Origin of the sequence: Streptomyces sp. NPDC058371, assembly GCF_042723265.1 — a bacterium.
Taxonomy (GTDB): Bacteria; Actinomycetota; Actinomycetes; order Streptomycetales; family Streptomycetaceae; genus Streptomyces.
The window spans coordinates 69312-89886 of record NZ_JBHXJC010000014.1; the positions used below are offsets into that span (position 1 = coordinate 69312).

Genomic DNA, 20575 nt, shown 5'->3' on the forward strand with positions numbered 1-20575 from the left:
GGTCGCGTGCCAGACGATGTGGACATCAAGCCCGAACGGACGCGCAACCGTTGGGGCGAGGGGGAACGGCTGCGCGTCGAGATCCTGGACGGGGCCAGCCGTCTGCTCTCCGAGCTCGGCGGCGAGGACGGCCTCACCATCCGCGGCGTCGCCCGCGCGGTCGGCATCGCGCCCGCCAGTATCTACCAGCACTTCACCGACCGGACGGCACTGGTGCAGGGGCTGCTCGACCGCGAGCACACGCGGCTGCGGTCACTGATGCTGGCTGCCGACGAGGCGGTACCCGCCACGGACGTCGTCGGCCGCGTGCACGCCCAGTTGTACGCGTACTGCGATTTCGCCGTGGACAACCCCAGCCACTACCGGCTCGTCCTGGGCAATGGACCCCGCACCTCGCCGGACGCGCCGCACCCCGTGCTTGCCGACGTGATCGAGGTGCTCACCGCGGCGTTCGCCCGGTGCGACGAGGCCGGGCACACCCTGCGCGTACCGAGCGAACGAGCCGCCGTCATGGTCTTCGTCGGCGTGTACGGACGGGTCGCGCTGCTGCACAGCGGTCCACGGGGACAGGACCCCCAGACCCTGCGGCCGTTCATCGACGAAGTCGTCTCGCTGGTCTTCGCCTGACCTGCTGCCGGCCGGGCCGGGGGTCACCTCCGCTCGCGCTAGCTGACATTAACGTCAACAAGTCCCCGCACGGGGGTTCTCCCGAGAACTACCCGTCAGTACATTGACGCCATGTCTAACAACCAGGCGGCCCGGCTGCCCCGTCCGGTCGAGTCCGAGCGGATCCCCCTCAAGGCACGGAAGGTGTCGTTCTCCTGGGAGGACACGCCCCTGCACTGGGTGCCGGGGGACCCGTTCACCACGCACACCATCAATGTGCTGCATCTGCTGCTGCCCGCCGGTGAGCGCTGGTTCGTCCATGTGTACAAGCAGGTCCTGCCCTACATCCGGGACGAGCGGCTGCGCGAGGACGTCATCGGCTTCATCGGGCAGGAGGCGATGCACTCGCAGGCGCACGACGAGGTGCTGCCGCATCTCAGGGAGCAGGGCCTCGATCCGACGCCGTACACCGCGCAGGTCGACTGGCTCTTCGAGAAGCTGCTCGGCGACCGCACCCTGCCGCCGGGCAGGGCCAGGAAGTGGTGGCTCATGGAGCGGGTCGCGATCATCGCGGCCATCGAGCACTACACCGCGTTCCTCGGCGACTGGGTGCTGAACGCGGAGGAACTCGACCGGCGGGGTGCCGATCCGACGATGCTCGACCTGCTGCGCTGGCACGGCGCGGAGGAGGTCGAGCACCGGTCCGTGGCCTTCGAACTGTTCCTGCACGTCGACGGCGGCTACCGGCGCCGGGTGCGGACCTGGGCGACCGCGTTCACCGCCCTGGTCTTCCTCTGGCAGCGCGGGGCGCGGTTCTTCATGGAGAACGATCCGACCCTGCCCGCGGGCCGCGCCACCTTCAAGGAGTTCCACGCGAGCACGAAGGCGGGGGTGCTGCCGTCCACCGGGGCCATGCTCAAGTCCATTCCGCGCTATCTCAGCCGCTCCTATCACCCGTCCCAGGAGGCTTCGACCGCGCAGGCCGTCGCCTATCTCGCCTCCTCCCCCGCCGCCATCGCGGCCTCCGCGGCCACGACTGCCTCCGCCGACTCGGCCGACTCCGCCACCTCCGCCGACGAGCGGGGAGCCGCGTGATGCCCCGGCTGCGGACCGTCGTGGCCGTCGCCGGCACGGCCCTGCTCGTCCGGCGCGCGATGCGGCGCCGGATCGAGGCCTCGCCGCTGTGGCCGCTGCCCGCCCTGGCGGAGCCGGTCTCCGGCCGGCCCCGCTCGCGGGCGCTGCGGCTGCTGGTCACCCGGCACGAGAGGATCGCGGACGGGGTCGTCCAACTGCGCCTGGAGGGGCGGGACCTGCCCGCCTGGGAGCCCGGCGCCCACCTGGATCTGGTGCTGCCCTCCGGGCTCGTACGGCAGTACTCGCTGTGTGGAGACCCGGAGGACACGTCGTCGTACACCGTCGCGACGCGGCTCGTGGGTGCGGCGGAGGGCGGCCGCGGTGGCTCCCGCGAGGTGCACGACGAGCTCCGGGAAGGCATGGAGGTCGAGGTGCGCGGGCCGCGCAACCGCTTCCCGCTCGCGCCGGCGCCCGCGTACGTGTTCGTCGCCGGCGGCATCGGGATCACGCCGGTCCTGCCGATGCTGCGTGCGGTCCAGGGCCGCGCGGACTGGCGGCTGTTGTACGGCGGGCGCACCCGGGCGTCGATGCCGTTCCTGGAGGAGATCGAGAAGCTGCGGGGCGGTGCGGTCACCGTCGTCGCCGAGGACGTGGCCGGACGGCCGGATCTCGACGGTCTGCTGGCGGACCTTCCCGAGGGCACCGCGGTCTACTGCTGCGGGCCTGAAGGGCTCATGGAGGCGGTCTCTCGCGCCCTGCCCGCGCACTGCGGTCTCCATCTGGAGCGCTTCACCGCGCACACGTCCACCGAGGGCAACGGCTCCTTCGAGGTCGAACTACGCCGCAGCGGCCGCACGTTGACCGTGCCCGCCGACTCCACCGTCCTCGCCGCCGTGCGCGCGGAGCTGCCCGACACCGTGTACTCCTGCGAGCAGGGATTCTGCGGGACCTGCCAACAGCGGGTCCTGGAAGGGGAAATCGATCACCGGGACGAACTGCTGACGGATGCGGAGCGTGACGACTCGATACTGATCTGTGTATCGAGGGCGCGCGGTGAGCGACTTGTGCTGGATATGTGAACGACCGTGGCCGGACCGGGCCGTTCCGGGCCGGATTCGATCGGTAAGGTGTTCGCATGACAACCGGGGTACGCCGCAGGATGGGTGTCGAGGAGCGGCGGCAGCAGTTGATCGGCGTCGCTCTCGATTTGTTCAGCCGACGCTCGCCGGACGAGGTCTCGATCGACGAGATAGCCTCGGCCGCGGGCATCTCGCGGCCGCTGGTCTACCACTACTTCCCCGGCAAACTCAGCCTGTACGAAGCCGCGTTGCAGCGGGCCTCGGACGATCTCGCCGGGCGGTTCGTGGTACCCGAGGAGGGCCCGCTGGGCTCGCGGCTGCTGCGGGTCATGCGCCGGTTCTTCGACTTCGTGGACGACCACGGGCCCGGCTTCTCGGCGTTGATGCGCGGCGGCCCCGCGGTCGGCTCGTCGAAGACCAACGCGCTCGTCGACGCCGTACGCCAGGCGGCCTATGACCAGATGCTGACGCACATGAAGATCGAGAATCCGCCGGCCCGGCTGGAGCTGGTGGTCCGCTCCTGGATCTCGCTCGTCGAGTCGACGGCGCTGATCTGGCTGGAGGGGCGGCGGATCCCGCGCGCCGAGCTGGAGGTGCAGCTCGTGCACGACTTCGGGGCGCTCGCGGCCGTCAGCGGCGCGTACGACGACGAGATGAGCGCGCTGCTGCGCACGGCGCTCAAGGACGAGCCGGGCGACGGGCCGTTCGGTGACCTCGTCGTCCGGCTGATCGCGCTGGCGACGCCGCCGGCGGAGTAGCCGACCGCGCCGGCCAGGCCCCGGCGAGGCGCGCCGGCCAAGTAGCCGGCCGCGCGCCGGCCGCGCCTCCCGGCGGGGTCGCATTGGCCTCGCGCCGGCCAAGTAGCCGACCCCGTAGGCCTCGCCCCCGACGGCCGGGCCCTACGCCTCGAACTTCCGGTACGACGTGTCGAGGTCGCGCACCGCGGCGGAGGCGTGCAGTTCGAGTCCGTCGGCCGGCTTCACATACGTCTTCAGCAGCTCCGGTGCCGCTTCGGTCGGCTTCGCCTTGGTCTCGTCGGTCCGCCCGGCCGGCAGCGCGATGGTGACGTGGACGATCGCGTGTCCGTGGAGGTCGGCGCCGGCCACCGTGTCCTCGGTCCGGCGGAACTGCGTCTTGCCCGCGCCGATCCTCGCGGCCGCCGTGTCGACCACTTCCGCGTGCCGGGCCGGCGCGAACCCGGCACGGTCGAAGGCGTCGTCGAGCGTCGCGGAGTAGTCGACGGTGATCTGCGGCATGGGCACTCCTGTGCCAAGGGACGTCTGTTCCAGGGGGACGTCCTGGTCACCCCAGCCGCAGCGCGAGCAGGGCGATGTCGTCCTCCCGGTCGCTGCCGAAGCAGTCGAGCAGGGTGTCGCAGAGGGCGGCGGTACCGGGCGGGGCGCCGGCGGCGGCGGTGCGCAGCTGCTCCATGGAGATCGCGAGATCCGTGCCACGGGTCTCGATGAGCCCGTCGGTGATCATGAGGAGCCGTTCCGTGGGGGTCAGGACCACCTCGGTGGGCGGCGGACGGTCGAGGCCCAGGCCGAGCAGCGGGCCGGCGGCGTTGAGGTAGGAGGCGGTGCCGCCGTCGTCGACGACGAGGGGCGGGATGTGGCCCGCGTTGGCGATCCGGGCGCGTCCGCTCGCCGGGTCGACCAGGGCCAGACAGACCGTGGCCGTGAGCTCGGGGTGGTAGTGCTGGAGCATCCGGTCGAGCCGCCGGGCCAGGACTCCGGGGTCGGGGTCCTCGACGCAGTAGGCGCGCAGCGCGTGCCGGATCTCGACCATGACCGTGGCCGCGTCGAGCGAGTGCCCGACCACGTCCCCGACCGCGGTGAGCACTCCGTCGGAGGTGGGCAGCGCCGCGTAGAAGTCGCCGCCGATGTCGGTCTGCCGGGAGGCGGCCACATAGCGCACCACGACGTCGACGCCCGGCAGATGGGGCAGGCTGTGCGGCTGCGGCAGGAAGCTGTGCTGCAGGGTCAGCGCGACATGACGTTCCACCTGGTACATGAGGAGCGGCTCCGCGGCGAGTGCGGTGGCCTCGGCGAGCCGGACGACCATCGATTCGGGCCGGGGTCCGGGCGTCGGGGAGGGCACGTCCCGCACGGGCACGGCGAGACACACCGGCGCGCGCTCGTGGTGGGTCCGGGCGAGGACCAGGCGCACGTCGTCGGCCACGCCCGGGCGGAAGAAGCCCGCGGGCCACAGCGGCGCGGGCACGACGGTGCTGCGCACCCCGCTGTGTCCGGTCATGAAGGAGCGGACCAGGCCTGTGACGGCTTCGCGTGTGCTGAGGTCCGGCGCCCCGGCCGCGCCGCGCACACGGGACCGGGGACGGCCTGGCCCGGTGCCGCGTGACGTTCCCTGGTACAGCTCGTCGTCCCCGGCGAGGACGAACACGGCGGCCGGGCTGCCGGTGAGCCGCGCGGTGCCTGCGGCGGCCGCGTCGGCGAGTTCGGTGAGACAGCGCGCCGCCTGGACGGCGACGATCGTCTCGGACAGCAGCGTCAGCCGCCGTACGAGGGTCTCGGCGCCGTTGCGCGTGCGGGCGCCGCGCACCGCGGCGCGGACGACGGCCTGGATCTCCTCCGGTTCGGCGGGCACCGACAAGTAGGCTTCGCCGCCCGCGTCCAGGCCCCGCCAGCGGTAGCCCGGCTCCGCGGACGCGGCGGAGAAGTGCACGACGGGCAGGGCCGCCGTCCCCGGCTGCGCCTTGAGCCGGCGGCAGAGCTCGAAGCCGTTCATGTCCGGGAGTCCGACGTCCACGAGTGCCACGTCCGGCAGGTCACCCGCACGCAGCCGTTCGTCGAGGGCGAACAGTGCTTCACCGGCGCTGGCGACGGGGACGACCTCGTGGCCCGCACGCCGCAGCACGGCGCTCAGCGCGTAACGGCCGGCCACCGCGTCGTCGACCACCAGCACGGTGGGCACGGTGTCGGGGGTCTCCGTTTCGTTGCCGTCCATCTGAAAGCCCTCGGGCACGGGGGGTGGGGGCAGGCCCGGGTTCGGCCGCCTGCCCCCACCAAGTTACTGCGCTATCGCGAGGCCGGGGCGAATACCGCGACGGTACGACCCGGGACGGCGAAGGTCCCCGATTCCGCCCTGTAGGACGCCGACTTGACGATAGGGTCCGCGCCGGACGCCTGCACGGGGTGCAGCCCGTACGCGGTCCCGGCCAGGGCACCGATCCGCTGCTCCTGTTCGACGGGCGTCGCGTTGAAGACGACGACGAGGTCGCCGAGCCGCATGGTGATCACCCCGGGCGTCTCGTCCTTGCCCGACAGCGGGAAGGACAGCTTCGACTGGACCTCGCCCGCGCTGCCGAGACCGAACCCGTCCGCGGTCGTACGGATCCGCAGCAGATCCCGGTACGCGGCCGAGGCGCCCTCGATCTGTTCGCAGCCCACCTTGACGGACGTCAACAGCGGTGTGGCGTAAGGCCACTTGGAGGCGTTGTCGGCCGCCATCGGCAGCCCGCGCCCGAATCCGTTGCCGTCCCGGCAGTCCCAGTGGATGGCGTTGAACCAGTCGCCGCTGTCGTACGAGTTGCGGTCGAGGGACTTGGAGCGCAGCAGGTCGGATCCGGCCTGGGAGAGGGCGGGGCCCTGGGAGAGGGCGGCCGTCGCCAGGGCGAGGACCTGCATCCGGGCGCGGTCGTCCGCGGAGGTGCCGCGCGGCAGCTTGTACGTGAGTGCGTCGTACAGCGACTCGTTGTCGTGCGCGTCCGCGTACGCGAGGGCGTCACCGGGTGCGTCGGCGTATCCGGCGGGCTGTCCGTTGTAGTCGACCTCGGAGCCCTTGACCTGCCGGCCCGCGGAGTCGGTGAACCGGTAGGCCGCCAGGTTTCCGGTCAGGCCGACCTTGATGAGGTCCTGGTAGTGCAGCAGGCGGGCCTTCTGCTCGGCCGGTGTGCCGTTGGCGTCCGAGGAGTTGGGGTCGGTGTAGAGACCGGACGCGAAGCCCTGGACGCCGGGGTCCTCGTCGAAGGGGCCGCCACCGCGCACGGCGTCACGGGCGCGGTCGGAGAAGGTCGCGATGCCCGTGCCGGCCATGTTCTTCTGGGTCGCCTGCACGAAGCGCGCGTCGTCGGCGACCTCGCCGAAGTTCCAGCCCTCGCCGTACAGGACGATCTTCTTGCCGTCGACGCCGTCCTTCGCGAGGGTCAGCGCGTCCAGGGCCTTCCTGACCGCCAGGATGTTGGCCTTGGGGTGGTGCCCCATGAGGTCGAAGCGGAAGCCGTCGACCTTGTACTCCTTGGCCCAGGTGACGAGGGAGTCGACGACGAGCTTGCCCATCATGGCGTTCTCGGTCGCCGTGCCCGCGCAGCAGGTGGAGGTGGCCACCGAACCGTCCGCGAGCAGCCGCTGGTAGTAGCCCGGCACGATCCTGTCGAGCACGGAGGTGGCGGCCTGGCCGCTCGCGGCGGTGTGGTTGTAGACGACGTCCATCACGACCCGCAGGCCGTCCTCGTTCAGCGACTTGACCATCTCGCGGAACTCGACCGTGCGCCGCGTGCCGTCCGGATCGCTCGCGTACGAGCCCTCGGGAACCGTGTAGTGGTACGGGTCGTAGCCCCAGTTGTACGCGTCCTTCGCGGCGGTCCTCGCCACGCACTCCTGCTGCTGGTCGGAGTCGGCGGCGTAGGAGGCGAGGTCGCAGTCCGTGGTGGCCTGGTCGGACTTCTTCTCGGGAATCGTGGCGATGTCGAACGCGGGCAGCAGATGCACGTACGACGTGCCGGCCTTCGCCAGCGCCCTGAGGTGCCGGGAGCCGTCGCTGCCCCGGTCGGTGAAGGCACGGTACGTGCCGCGGTCCTTCGCGGGGACCGTCGTGTCCTCCACCGAGAAGTCACGGATGTGCAGTTCCTGGATCCGGGCGTCCTTCAGGGCCACGGCCTTGGGCTTCTTCAGGTTCGACCAGCCGCCGGGGGCAAGGGACTTGGCGCCGAGGTCGACGACGAGACTGCGCGTCGAGTCGGTCGTGAGGGCGACCGAGTACGGGTCGGTGACCTGGTTGGTGACGACCTTCCGGACGGTGGGCGCCCATACCTTCACGACGTACCGGTAGGGCTTGTTCGCCCAGGACTTCCTGCCGGTGACGGACCAGACGCCGGTGGTGTCGTTCCGCTTCATCGCCACCGGCGTGCCGTCGAGGTCCAGGCGCACCGACTGCGCGGTGGGCGCCCACACGGAGAGCGTGGGCGTGCCGTTGTCGAAGACCGGTCCCAGGTGCGCCTTCGTGGCGTCGTACAGATCGTCCAGTACGCCGGCGAGCTGCACGCCGGTCGCCGCGAGCACGGCGCCGTTCGCCGCACGTTGCGAGGCGACGAGCTGGCCGCGCAGGGCGTCCCGCACCCGGTCCCGGTCACGCGGGTCGACGGACCAGGCCGGGTAGTCCTTGAGGTGCGGGAACGCGGCTTTCTGAGCGTCGGTGAGACTCGTCCTCGACAGGCGCAGCCATTTGGCGTTCCCGGTGAGGGTGCCGTTCCGCACGGCGATCGAGCCGTCGTGCGCGTACAGCAGCTGGGTGGAGACGGCCGCCTCCGAACCGTTCCAGGCGAGGGTGTTCCGGTCGATCCACACCGCCTTGGAGGTGGTCAGGTCGAGCGCGGCCGCACTGCCCGCGGGCTGCGGGAGCAGGTACTTCTCCTGGCCGTTCACCATCCACACCTCGTACCCGTTGGCCGACAGGTCGAGCGACTGGTCGGACGGGAGGTCCTTCTCGTCGCCGTTGTGCAGGATGTAACCGAGGCTGGTGGCACCCTCGGTGAGCGGCACCTCGAAGACCGCACCGTAGGCGTCGGTCCGCACCGGCTCCAGGGGCTTCGCCCAGTCCGTGGGCGTCGCGGCGCCGGTCCAGACGTGCAGTCCCCAGCCGTCGTACTTCCCGTCGGCGCGGTGGTAGTGGAGGACCGCCTTGGTCGTGTCCTGCGCCGGGTGGTCGGGCCGTTCGGTCCGTACGGTCTCCTTGCCCTGTTCGAGCCAGACCTCGCCGGTCCTGGTGACGTCGATCGTGCGGTCGGCGGAGACGTCCTTGGTGCCGTCCTTGTCGATGACGAGGAAGCCGACGCTGGAGGCGCCCGGCTTCAACTTGACGTAGGCGAAGGCTCCGTAGGCGTCGCGGCCGATGAAGTCGTGGCCCGCCGGCCAGGTCGTCGACTCGCCGTCCGCGAGGTCGCCCCAGGCGTAGAGGCGCCAGTCGGTGTAGTCGCCGTCGGTGCGCTTGTAGTGGACGATCGCGTAGTCGCGCGAGGAGGCGGTCGGGATCTCCGCAGCGGGCGGGGTGCCGGTGGCGGAGGTGGCCGTCGCGCTCGCCGTACGTCCGGCCGAGTCGACGGCAACCACCTTGTAGCGCAAGGGAGTTGCGGCCGGAACGTCCTTGTCGATGGTCTGGGTGACCTTGTACGGGGCGTGGTCGGCGGAGCCGAGGGTCCGCCACTTTCCGTTGCCGGTCTGGGCGGCGAAGACCACGCGGTTGAGCTGTCCCCCCTCGACGGTCGCGGAGAGCTCGACGGTGCCGGTGGCGCCGGCCTCCGGTGCCTTCAGGGTGAGTGCGGGCTTCGAGGCGGGTGCCGGGAGCCTGCCCGCCGCCTTCAGGACCACCGCGGAACCGGCCGGGACGGTGACCGTGACCTTCTTGTCGGAGCCGCTCCTGAGCGATGCCCCCGTCCCGTGGATCCCGCGGAACGTCATGTCCGCGGAGCCGGTCGCGAAGGTCGCCGTCCGCGGCTCGTCGGCGTTGTTGAAGGCGACCAGGTACTCGGTGCCGGAACCCGTGCGGGAGAAGGCGTACACGCCCGCGCCGTCCGCCGCGTACCGCTCCGTCTGGACGCCGTCCGCGAGCGCGGGGTTGTCCTTGCGGAGCTTGGAGAGAGCGGCGATCTCCTTGTAGAGCGGTGCACTCGTGTCGTACGCGTCGCTCGCGTGCGTACGGTCGGTGCCGAGCTCGTCGTCGTCCAGGTAGTCGGCGACCTTCGAGGCGAACATCGGCTGGCGGGCGTCCTTGTCGCCGCCCGCGCCGGTGAAGCCCTGCTCGTCGCCGTAGTACACGACGGGGTTGCCGCGGCCGAGGAACATCAGCTCGTTGGCGAGCCGGTCCTTCTCGAGCAGTTCGGCGTCGCTCGCCCCGGGGTTGTCCTGGTTCAGGAAGTACCCGATGCGGCCCATGTCGTGGTTGCCGAGGAAGGTGACCTGCTCGTACGCGTTGGCCTTGTCCGTCGTGTACTTGTAGTCGTCGCCGAAGACCGAGGCGAGCTTCTGGGCGCTGCCGCCCTGGGAGGCGTACGATCGGGCCGCGTCCTGGAAGGGGAAGTCGAGCGTGGAGTCGAGGCGGCCCTGGGTGACGTACGGCGAGGTGACCGACGTGTCGGCGGAGTAGACCTCGCCGAACATGAAGAAGTCGTCCCGGCCGCGCTTCTTCGCGTAGGCGTCGAGGGCGGTGGCCCACTGCGTCCAGAACTCCATGTCGACGTGTTTCACGGTGTCGATCCGGAAGCCGTCGATGTCGTAGTCACCGACCCACTTCTCGTAGATCTTCTCCATGCCCCGCACGACCTCGGGACGCTCGGTCCACAGGTCGTCGAGGCCGGAGAAGTCGCCGTGCGCGGAGCTCTCGCCGGCGAACGTGGAGTCACCGCGGTTGTGGTACATCGTCGGGTCGTTGAGCCAGGAGGGGACCTTGGCGTTCTTCTTCTCGGCGGGCACGGCCGGGGTGCGCGGGAAGGAGTCCTTGTCGACGGCGGGGAACGTGGTCCTCCCGTCCGCGTAGTCGGCGTCGTCGAACGGCTCGCCGTCCTTGGTCAGATACGGGAAGGCGCCCTTGGAGAGATAGCCGTAGGACTTCTCCTCGTAGTCGACGACATCGGCCGTGTGGTTGGTGATGACGTCGAAGAAGACCTTCATGCCCTTGGCGTGGGCCTTGGAGATCAGCGTCCTGAGGTCCTGGTTGGTGCCGAAGTGCGGGTCGACGCGGGTGAAGTCGGTGATCCAGTAGCCGTGGTAGCCGGCCGAGGCGTCCTTGCCGGTGCCCTGCACGGGCTGGTTCCTGAAGATCGGCGCCATCCAGATGGCGGTGGTGCCCAGGCCCTTGATGTAGTCGAGCTTTTGGGTCAGGCCCTTGAGGTCGCCGCCCTGGTAGAAGCCCTTGTCGGTGGGGTCGTAGCCGGTCGACAGACGGGAGCCGGTCAGGCCGCCGCGGTCGTTGGACGGGTCGCCGTTGGCGAAGCGGTCCGGCATGACGAAGTAGAACTGCTCGCGTGTGGCGTCGTGCCGGGCGGGCTGTGCGGCGAGCTTCGCGTCCGACGGGGGTGTCGGCGGGGTCGCGGCCTTGGCCGCGAGGGGATGCGCAAGCGATACGGCCAGCGCGACGGCGGCAATGACGGCTGCCGTCCGGCTGTGGCGGTGGGTGCGGCGCGTGCGGGGCGCCGACCCTCTCGGTATCAGGTCCACAGGCGTGAACTCCTAGCGAATACGGCGTTCTTGGGTCCGACCCCACGCTGCATCCCGGCTACGGTGCCGGGCGCCCGCGTGACCGTATCGCTTACGCAAGGTTTACAGCAAGAGTCTTGCAACGGATGGCAAGAGCTTTCAGCAGCTGCTCTTGCCGGCGTACAGGGCGAGTGCGGTGTTGGCGCCCAGCATCGCCGTGAACTGGCCCGAGCCGTTGACCGTGACCGTCGTGTTGTTCTGCACGTTGCAGTACGTCCCGGCCGCCAGCGAGCTCTGGTACGTCCGGCTCAGCGAGCCCGACTCGTGATTGATGGCCACGAACCCCTTGCTGCCGCGGCCGAAGGCGATGGCGTCGCCGCCGTTGTCCCACCAGTTCGTGACCGACTGGCCGCGGGTGGTGTTGCGGAAGGCCACCATCGACTTGATCTCCGGCCAGGCGTGCTGGCACTTCCAGCCGTCCTGCCAGCAGGCGTTGACCGTGCCGCCGTTGGGCGGCCCCGCGTCCGTCGAGGACCACTCGTAGCCGGAGTTGATGTCCGGGGCGCCGTACGGATAGGCGAGCATGAAGACGTTGGCGAGGGTGTAGTTCGCGCCGTCCTTGTAGTTCAGCGTCGAGCCGTTGCGCTCGGTGTCGTGGTTGTCGACGAAGACACCGGAAACGCCGCTGCTCATGTACCCCCAGCCCTCGCCGTAGTTCTTCAGATAGGCGAGGTTCTCGTTGTTGAAGACCCGCTTGAGGTCGTAGGCGTACCGGAACTCCTGGACGTCGCCGTTGCCGGTGTACTCGGTCGGCTGGACGGCTTCACCGGAGCCGTAGATGACCTCCTGCTTCCAGTACACGGACGGATTGGTCAGCCGTGACTTGATGTTCGCGAGGTCGGCCGCCGGAATGTGCTTGGCCGCGTCGATGCGGAAGCCGTCGACGCCGTATCCGAGCAGGCTGTTCAGATACCCGGCGACGGTCTTGCGGACGTACTCCTCGCCGGTGTCCAGGTCGGCGAGCCCGACGAGCTCGCAGTTCTGCACGTTGCCGCGGTTGGTGTAGTCGCTGATCGACGCCGTGCAGTCGTCCATGTCGTACGAGGAGTACAGGCCCGGGTAGTTGTACTTCGAGTACGAGGAGCCGCCGGTGCCGGTGCCCGAGCCCGCCGACATGTGGTTGACGACCGCGTCGGCGACGACCTTCACCCCCGCCGCGTGGCAGGCGTTCACCATGTTCGTGAAGGCGGTCGCGTCACCGAGCCGCCCGGCGATCCGGTAGCTCACGGGCTGGTACGAGGTCCACCACTGCGCGCCCTGGATGTGCTCGGCGGGCGGGGACACCTGTACGTAGCCGTAGCCGGCCGGGCCCAGGGTGGTGGTGCACTCCCTCGCGACGGAGTCGAATTTCCACTCGAAGAGAACCGCCGTGACGTCCTTCGAGCCGGGTGGTGATGCCTGGGCCACTCCTGTGGGAAGAGTGACCGAGGCCGCCATGCCCGCCGCGAGGACGGATATGGCGGCCAGAGTTCTCCTGGCCATGTGAACTCCTGCACGTCGTTGTGCGGGTGGGGGACATGAGGGTGCGGGGACCGGAAGTTGCGCACTGAACAACACCGGTGTGAGCGGGACCGTAACGCTTGCTCGCAAGTTTCAGCAAGATGTCGCAAGCAATTCCAACTCACTTCACGTCACGGCCCATTGGCCGCCCCACCCTGTCCGCCGAAGCGCAGGAGGTTCACGCGTGGGTCAGCCGGCCCACCAGACCGTGGTGTCCGACGGCAGCTTGGCCTCGTCGTCCGCGATGGTCACCTCACCACTGGCGACCAGCACCCGTCCGTACGCCGGGACGGTCACCGCCTCACCGCCGGTGTTCGCCGTGCACACGAACTCCCCGCGACGGAAGGCGAGTACACCCTCGGGCGCCTTCAGCCACTCGACGGCGTCGCCCGCGCCCAGCTCGGCCCGCTCCCGGCGCACGGCGAGCGCGGTCCGGTAGAGCTCCAGGGTGGAGTCCGCCTCCCCCGTCTGCGCCTCGATGCTCAGCTCGCCCCAACCGGCGGGCTGCGGCAGCCAGCTGCCACCGTCGCCGAAGCCGTACGAGGAGCCCTCCCGCGTCCACGGGATCGGCACCCGGCAGCCGTCACGGAAGCCGTCCTGTCCCGCGCCCCGGAAGTAGGCGGGGTCCTGGCGCACCTCGTCCGGCAGGTCCACGACGTCCGGCAGACCGAGCTCCTCGCCCTGGTAGAGGTAGGCGGAGCCGGGCAGCGCCAGCAGCAGCAGGGTCGCGGCCCGGGCGCGCTTCAGACCGAGTTCGCGGTTGCCCGCGGTGCGGATCTGGGTGCCGAGCCCGGCCTCGTTGGCGAAGCGTGTGGCGTGCCGGGTGACGTCGTGGTTGGAGAGCACCCAGGTGGCGGGGGCGCCGACCGGGCGCATCGCGTCCAGCGTGCGGTTGATGCAGGAGCGCAGCTCGGCCGCGTCCCAATGGGTGCTCAGGTACTGGAAGTTGAAGGCCTGGTGCAGCTCGTCGGGGCGCACGTAGTTGGCGGTGCGCTCGATGGTCGGCGTCCACGCCTCGGCGACGAAGATGCGGTCGCCCGAGTACTCGTCGAGGATCGTGCGCCACTGCCGGTAGACGTCGTGCACGCCGTCCTGGTCGAAGAACGGCATGACATCGTTGCCCAGGAGCTTCAGCTGGTCGTGCTCTCCCAGGTCGGGCAGCCCCTCGGCCTTCACCAGTCCATGGGCCACGTCGATACGGAAGCCGTCGACGCCCATGTCGAGCCAGAAGCGCAGGATCGAGCGGAACTCGTCCCCGACCGCCGGGTGGTCCCAGTTGAAGTCGGGCTGCTCGGGCGCGAAGAGGTGCAGGTACCACTCGCCGGGTGCGCCGTCCGGTTCGGTGACGCGGGTCCACGCAGGCCCGCCGAAGATGGACTCCCAGTCGTTGGGCGGCAGTTCGCCGTTCTTCCCCTTGCCGGGCCGGAAGTGGTAGCGGTCCCGCAGCGGCGAGCCCGGCCCCTCCCGCAGCGCCCGCTTGAACCACTCGTACTGGTCCGAGGAGTGGTTCGGCACCAGGTCGACGATGATCCGCAGGCTCAGCTCGTGCGCGTCACGGATCAGCGCGTCGGCGTCCAGGAGGTTGCCGAACATGGGGTCGACGGCGCGGTAGTCCGCCACGTCGTATCCGGCGTCGGCCTGCGGCGAGGCGTAGAAGGGGCTCAGCCACACGGCGTCGATGCCGAGGTCGCGCAGGTACGGGAGTCGGGAACGTACGCCCTCCAGGTCGCCCATACCGTCGCCGTTGCTGTCGGCGAAGCTGCGCGGATAGACCTGGTAGATCACCGCGTCGCGCCACCAGTCGCGGTGGGCGGCGACGGTGGCGAGCGCGGAGGTCGGGGCCTGGTCGGCGGAGTGCTGGCTCATGGCGTCCTTGGTGCGTGACGGTTTTCGGGCAGGGATAGCGGTGATACGAAGGCGGCCGCGGTGCCGGCGGGGTCGGATGGACACCGCGGCCGCCACCCGCGCGCGAGGTGCGCGCGGGAGCGCGGGGCGCCGGCGTCAGCCCTTCGTGCCGCCCGCGGTGAGGCCGGTCACCAGGTTCTTCTGCACAAGGTAGAAGAACGCGGAGACGGGTATCGCGATCAGCACCGCGGTGGCGGCCATGAGGTTGCGCTGCGCGTCGTGCTCGCTGACGAAGCTCTGCAGGCCGACGGCGAGGGTGTACTTCGTGTCGGACAGCATGAACGTGGAGGCGAAGGCCACCTCGCCGAACGCGGTGATGAAACTGTAGAACGCGGCGACGGCCAGACCCGGCTTGGCGAGCGGCAGGATCAGCCGCGCGAACGTGCCGAAGGGGCTCAGTCCGTCGACCCGCCCGGCCTCGTCGATCTCGAAGGGGATGGTGTCGAAGTAGCCCTTGAGCAGCCAGGCGCAGTACGGCACGGCGGTCGAGCAGTAGACGAGGATCAGGCCCAAGTAGTTGTCGATGAGCTGGAGTTCCGAAAGGATCTCGTACATCGGGACCATCAGCACGGCGACCGGGAACATCTGGGTGACCAGCAGCACCCACATGAACTTCCGGTAGCCCGGGAAGCGCATCCGGGACACCGCGTAGCCGGTGGTGGCGGCGACGAGCACCCCGATGAGCGTGGTGCCGAGCGAGACGACGAGCGTGCTCTTCAGCCAGTCGAAGAACGGCGTGTGCTGGAGCACGAACGCGTAGTTGTCGAACGTCATCTTGCCGAGGATGTCCCCGGGGTGCAGATAGTCGTCCTTGTCCGGGCCGAGGGACAGATAGACCAGCCAGGCTATCGGGAAGAGCGCGACCAGGCTCGCGACGGTCAGGATGGCGTGCGAGGAGAGCGAGCCGGCGAGGGTGCGCTCACCGCGTCGGACCGCCTTGCGGGGCGACGCGTCGTACGCGGGGACCTGGTCGGCCGGCGGCGTCTGCAGGGTGGGGGTACTCATGGGAACTCCTGCCTCAGATCGCGAGCTGCTGGTCATTGCGGTTCAGCCAGCGGCGGTAGAAGGAGGTGAAGACGATCAGGATGGCCAGCAGCAGGACGCCGTAGGCCGCCGACTGCGCGAAGTCGCGCGGCTGTTGCCCGAAGCCCAGGTAGTAGGCCCAGGTGACGAGGATCTGTGCGTCCGGCGCGGTGTCGCCGAACAGCAGGAAGATGACGGCGAACTGGTTGAAGGTCCAGATGACGCCGAGCAGGACGACGGTGGAGCTGACCGACCGCAGACCCGGCAGGGTGACATGCCGGAAGCGCTGCCAGGCGTTGGCCCCGTCCATCTCCGAGGCCTCGTACAGCGTGGCGTCGATCGACTGCAGTCCGCCGAGCAGCGAGACCATCATGAACGGCACACCGCACCAGGTGTTGACCATGATCGCGGCCGTGCGCTGCCAGAAGGTGTCCTCCAGCCAGAGCGGCGACGGCAGGTGCACCGCGTCGAGCATCGCGTTGATGACTCCGCCGTCGGCGAGCATGAAACGCCAGCCGAAGACGGTGACGAAGGTGGGCACGGCCCACGGCAGCACCAGGACGAGCCGGTAGAGCGTCCGGCCGCGCAGCTTCTGGTTGAGCAGCAGCGCGAGGCCGAGACCGATGACGTAGTGCAGCAGGACGCACAGCGCCGTCCACACGATCGTCCAGATGAAGTGCGACCAGAAGCGGTCGTACGAGGTGGGGCCCCACAGGATGTCGGCGTAGTTGTCCAGGCCGACGAACTTGTAGGTGGCGTCGATGTGGTTGACGCCGATCGTGCGGGCCGAGTTGAGGCTGTTGGCGTCGGTGAACGTCAGATAGACGCCCCGCACCAGCGGATAGAGCACCAGTCCGCCGAGCACGACGACCACCGGGGCGATCATCGCGTACGCGTACCAGTACTTCTGGTACGAGTGCTTCAGGCGCTGCGTCCGGCCGGAGCCCGGCCCTCGGTCACCGCGCCGCTTGCCGGTCGCTCGATCGATGGCGACTGTCATGGTTCGACACCTTCTGGAAGATCAGGGGTTGGGCGCGAGGACCGGCGCCCCGCCGCGGGGCTCGCCGGGTCCGCCGGCCGCCGGATCCGTCCCCCCTGGGCGGATCCGACGGCCGCGCGGGTCACTTGCTGAAGTCCGGGACCAGCTTGGCGATCGCGGTCTCCGCGTTGCCCAGGCCCTTGTCCAGCGACTCCTTGCCACCCGCGATCTTCGGCAGCTCGGTGTCGAGCGGTCCCCACAGCGAGCTGTACTCGGGCAGCGCCGGGCGCGGCTGGGCGGCGGAGAGCACGCCCTGGTAACCGGCGATGCCCGGGTCGGCCTTGACCTTGGCGGTGTAGGCGTCGTCGCGCGTCGGCAGCGTGGAGTTCTTGAGGGCGATCGTCTCCTGGGAGCTCGCCGACGTCATGAACTTCAGGAACTTCAGCGACGCGTCCTGGTGGGCCTTGTCGGACCCGGCGTACACCGAGAGGTTGTGACCGCCGGTCGGGGCGCCCGCCTTGCCGCTGGAGCCGGCCGGGACGGTGGCGATGCCGAGGTTGGCCTTGTCCTTGAAGGCCGAGCCCTTGTAGAAGTTCGTGATCTCCCACGGGCCCTGGACGATCGCGGCGACCTTGCCGTTGACGAAGGCGTCCTGGATGTGGGCGTACGCGTCGGCGGTGGTGTCGGCCTTGTGCAGGCCCTTGCCGGAGAACAGGCCCTGCCAGGTCCCGTACGCCTTCTTGGCGGGCGCCGAGTTCACCGTGATCTTCTTGGCGGTGGCGTCGACCGTGTCGGTGCCCTCGCCGTAGAGGAACGACTGGGCGTAGTACGCCTGGGTGGAGCCCCAGTAGCCGTCGACGCCGGTCTTCTTCTGGACCGTGGCCGCGTCGGACTTCAGCTCGTCCCAGGTGGCGGGCGCCTTGGCAATACCGGCCTTCTTGAAGAGGTCCTTGTTGTAGACGAGCGCGAGGGTGTCGGTGACCAGCGGCACACCGTACGTCTTGCCCTCGTACTGGGCCTGCTTGATCAGGCTGGGCTGGAACTTGCCCTGGTCCGCGAGGGCTTCGGTGCCGTCGAGGGGCAGGAAGAAGCCCTTCTTCGCGAACGCCGGGGTCCAGCCGACCTCGGAACGCAGGATGTCCGGGGCGCCCTTGGAGCCGGCGGCCGTGTCGAACTTGTTCTGCGCCTGGTCGAAGGGCACGTTGACGTACTTGACCTTGATCTTGGGGTTGGCCTTCTCGAACTCCTTGGCCAGGGCCTTGTACGTCGGCGCCTCATTGGTGGCGTTGGAGGTGTCCCACCAGGTGATGGTGACCGGCCCGTCCGACTTGTCGCTGCCACTGTCACTGCCGCCGCAGGCCGTCGCCGCGAGGGCGAAGGACGCCACCAGCGCGGTGGCCGCTATGCCACGCCGCATGAGATCTCCTTGAGGGTGAAAGCCCGTGTGGTGGGAGGTGACGGCCCCGTCTGCCGCCCCCTGCCGACTCACCGACGCGCCGTTGCCGCCGCCGGGCGACGTGAACGTAACAGCGATGTAAGCGGCGCGAAAGGCCTTGCAGCAAAAAAGTGCAAGGACTGTCCGGAGTTACCCGTCCGTGACGTGTCACCGACCACCTCTGACCACTGATGCACGGCCGCTCAGCGGGGTTCGGCCACCTTCTGCAAGACTCTGCAAGCTCTTGCCATACCCGGCGGATACGAGGATCATCGCCCCGTCAGCGCCCGCGGGAGCCACCCCCTTTCCCGCGGCGCGGCACGGGGACACCGACCAGCATCACAAGGGAGCGCGATGACGCAGCAGCCCGCAGCGGGACGTTCACCAGCCCGCCCGAGGCGCCCGGTCGGTGGGCAACGCGCAAACCGGCCGGTACAGTCCCCTCCTGTGACCACACGGCTTGCCGACATCGCAGCCCAGGCAGGGGTCAGTGAGGCGACTGTCAGCCGCGTCCTGAACGGGAAGCCGGGCGTCGCCGCGACCACGCGCCAGTCCGTTCTGGCCGCCCTCGACGTCCTCGGCTACGAGCGCCCGGTGCGGCTGCGGCAGCGCAGCGAGGGCCTGGTGGGCCTGATAACTCCGGAGCTGGAGAACCCGATATTCCCGGCCCTCGCCCAGGTCATCGGCCAGGCGCTGACGCGACAGGGATACACCCCGGTCCTCGCCACCCAGACCCCCGGCGGCTCCACCGAGGACGAGCTGACGGAGATGCTCGTCGACCGGGGCGTCGCCGGCATCATCTTCGTCTCCGGACTGCACGCCGACACCTCCGCCGACATGCAGCGCTACGAGCAGTTGCGCGCCCAGGGCGTGCCGTTCGTCCTCGTCGACGGTTTCTCGCCGAAGGTGCAGGCGCCGTTCATCTCGCCCGACGACCGCGCGGCGATGACCCTCGCGGTCACCCACCTCGTCTCGCTCGGCCACACCCGGATCGGTCTCGCCCTCGGCCCGAAGCGTTTCGTGCCGGTGCAGCGGAAGATCGAGGGGTTCGTGCGCGCGCTGCAGGAGCAGTTGGGGCTGCGCTCCGACGACATCGAGGAGCGCCTCGTCCAGCACTCGCTGTACACCCTGGAGGGCGGCCAGGCCGCCGCCACCGCCCTGATGGACCGGGGGTGCACCGCGGTGGTGTGCGCCAGCGACATGATGGCGCTCGGCGCGATACGGGCAGCCCGGCAGCGCGGTCTGGACGTGCCGAAGGACGTGTCGGTGGTCGGCTTCGACGACTCGCCCCTCATCGCCTTCACGGATCCGCCGCTGACCACGATCCGCAAGCCGGTGCCCGCCATGGGCCAGGCCGCGGTGCGCACGCTGCTGGAGGAGATCGGCGGGACCCCTGCGCCGCACAGCGAGTTCGTGTTCATGCCGGAACTGGTGGTGCGCGGTTCGACGGCTTCGGCCCCTGGGGACCGAAATCGTCCCTGAGGGGGAGAATTCGCCGCTCCCAGGACTCCACGAGATGTAGGAAATGCGACCTGGACCCGACCAAGGGATGATCGGTCGGGTAGGGCTTTTCTGGCAGACTCTGTCCTTATGGGTGAGACGACCGTGACGACACTGGAAGGCCGGGAGCAGGCCACTCCACAGTCCGTTCCGGGCAGCTCGAACGTCCGCACGGACCGGGCTCTGCTGCGCCGGCTGCGCACCCCGCGCCGCCCCCGTCTCTGGTTCGAGATCCTGCTGATCGGCGTGAGTTACTGGACGTACTCACTCATCCGCAACGCGGTGCCGGAGCAGAAGACGCAGGCGTTGCGCAACACCGACTGGATCTGGCGGGCCGAGCACCACCTCGGGATCGCCGTCGAGGAGGCGGTCAACCACGCCGTGAACTCGGTGACATGGCTGATCGTCGGTATGAACTACTACTACGCGACCCTGCACTTCGTGGTGACGCTGGGTGTGCTGGTGTGGCTCTTCCGCAGCCACCCCGGCCGTTACGCGGCGGCGCGCACGGCGCTGTTCGCAACGACCGCCGTCGCCCTGGTCGGTTACTACTTCTTCCCGCTCGCCCCGCCCCGGCTGATGACCGGCGGTTCGTTCGTGGACACGGTCCTGGTCCACCAGACGTGGGGGTCCATGGCGTCCGGCGATCTGAAGCACATGTCGAACCAGTACGCGGCGATGCCGTCCATGCACATCGGCTGGTCCCTGTGGTGCGGCCTGACCATCGTCGCGCTGGCGTCGGCTCCCTGGGCCCGCATCCTGGGCCTGCTCTACCCGGCCGCCACCCTGCTGGTCATCGTCGCCACGGCCAACCACTTCTGGCTGGACGCGGTGGGCGGGATGATCTGCCTCGCCTTCGGCATCACGGTGGCCCGCCTCTGGTACGGCGCCCTGCCGTACGCCATGCCGCGCTGGGTCCCGGGGACCGGCGGCCGGCCGCTGCTGCCGCTCAAACCCTGACCGGGCACGCCGCACGGCCTCCGCG

14 protein-coding genes are annotated in these 20575 nt (G+C 69.7%); 6 read left to right on the forward strand and 8 right to left on the reverse strand.

All coding sequences use genetic code 11. The features are described 5' to 3' along the window. Window positions 1-6 precede the first annotated feature (6 nt). From ACFWM2_RS31760 to ACFWM2_RS31775, 4 genes are all read left to right on the forward strand, one after another. Window positions 7-627 carry a TetR/AcrR family transcriptional regulator gene (locus ACFWM2_RS31760; RefSeq protein WP_383287117.1) on the forward strand — a complete coding sequence of 207 codons (621 nt, stop codon included), beginning with the start codon at window positions 7-9 and terminating at the stop codon, window positions 625-627. Between the two features lie 111 nt (window positions 628-738). Further along, entirely contained in the window at window positions 739-1701 is a 963-nt protein-coding gene (locus tag ACFWM2_RS31765) for a metal-dependent hydrolase (RefSeq protein ID WP_383287119.1), read from the forward strand. Then, window positions 1701-2759, forward strand: a complete 1059-nt coding sequence (locus ACFWM2_RS31770) for a PDR/VanB family oxidoreductase (protein ID WP_383287121.1) — start codon at window positions 1701-1703, stop codon at window positions 2757-2759. The genes ACFWM2_RS31765 and ACFWM2_RS31770 overlap by 1 nt, the downstream gene beginning before the upstream one ends. Window positions 2760-2815: 56 nt before the next feature. Continuing rightward, complete coding sequence (locus ACFWM2_RS31775; RefSeq protein WP_383287123.1) at window positions 2816-3517, forward strand: TetR/AcrR family transcriptional regulator; 702 nt, start codon at window positions 2816-2818, stop codon at window positions 3515-3517. Window positions 3518-3658: 141 nt separating this feature from the next. Here the strand turns inward: ACFWM2_RS31775 and ACFWM2_RS31780 are convergent, their stop codons facing one another. The 8 genes from ACFWM2_RS31780 to ACFWM2_RS31815 form a co-directional block, all read right to left on the reverse strand. Further along, entirely contained in the window at window positions 3659-4015 is a 357-nt protein-coding gene (locus ACFWM2_RS31780; RefSeq protein ID WP_383287125.1) for a 5-carboxymethyl-2-hydroxymuconate Delta-isomerase, read from the reverse strand. A 46-nt stretch (window positions 4016-4061) separates the two neighbouring features. Next, window positions 4062-5726 (reverse strand): SpoIIE family protein phosphatase, encoded by a 1665-nt coding sequence (locus ACFWM2_RS31785; protein ID WP_383287127.1) that lies wholly within the window; start codon window positions 5724-5726, stop codon window positions 4062-4064. Between the two features lie 71 nt (window positions 5727-5797). Next, window positions 5798-11203 (reverse strand): pullulanase-type alpha-1,6-glucosidase, encoded by a 5406-nt coding sequence (pulA, locus tag ACFWM2_RS31790; RefSeq protein WP_383287426.1) that lies wholly within the window; start codon window positions 11201-11203, stop codon window positions 5798-5800. 144 nt (window positions 11204-11347) lie between these two features. After that, on the reverse strand, window positions 11348-12730 hold the full coding sequence (locus tag ACFWM2_RS31795; protein WP_383287129.1) for an alpha-amylase family protein: 1383 nt from the start codon (window positions 12728-12730) through the stop codon (window positions 11348-11350). A gap of 207 nt (window positions 12731-12937) precedes the next feature. Continuing rightward, on the reverse strand, window positions 12938-14614 hold the full coding sequence (locus ACFWM2_RS31800; RefSeq protein ID WP_383287130.1) for a glycoside hydrolase family 13 protein: 1677 nt from the start codon (window positions 14612-14614) through the stop codon (window positions 12938-12940). A gap of 135 nt (window positions 14615-14749) precedes the next feature. Next, on the reverse strand, window positions 14750-15658 hold the full coding sequence (locus ACFWM2_RS31805; protein ID WP_383287132.1) for a sugar ABC transporter permease: 909 nt from the start codon (window positions 15656-15658) through the stop codon (window positions 14750-14752). Window positions 15659-15671: 13 nt separating this feature from the next. Then, a complete protein-coding gene (locus tag ACFWM2_RS31810; protein WP_383287134.1) occupies window positions 15672-16676 on the reverse strand; it encodes a carbohydrate ABC transporter permease in 1005 nt (334 codons plus the stop codon). Between the two features lie 121 nt (window positions 16677-16797). After that, complete coding sequence (locus tag ACFWM2_RS31815; RefSeq protein WP_383287136.1) at window positions 16798-18072, reverse strand: extracellular solute-binding protein; 1275 nt, start codon at window positions 18070-18072, stop codon at window positions 16798-16800. A 465-nt stretch (window positions 18073-18537) separates the two neighbouring features. On the opposite strand from ACFWM2_RS31815, the gene ACFWM2_RS31820 reads away from it, so the two are divergent. Both ACFWM2_RS31820 and ACFWM2_RS31825 read left to right on the forward strand, forming a co-directional pair. Next, the gene (locus ACFWM2_RS31820) at window positions 18538-19572 is read left to right on the forward strand and encodes a LacI family DNA-binding transcriptional regulator (RefSeq protein ID WP_383287138.1); all 1035 of its coding nucleotides are present in this window, start codon (window positions 18538-18540) and stop codon (window positions 19570-19572) included. A 108-nt stretch (window positions 19573-19680) separates the two neighbouring features. After that, window positions 19681-20550, forward strand: coding sequence for a phosphatase PAP2 family protein (locus ACFWM2_RS31825; protein WP_383287140.1), 870 nt, complete (start codon window positions 19681-19683; stop codon window positions 20548-20550). Window positions 20551-20575 lie beyond the last annotated feature (25 nt).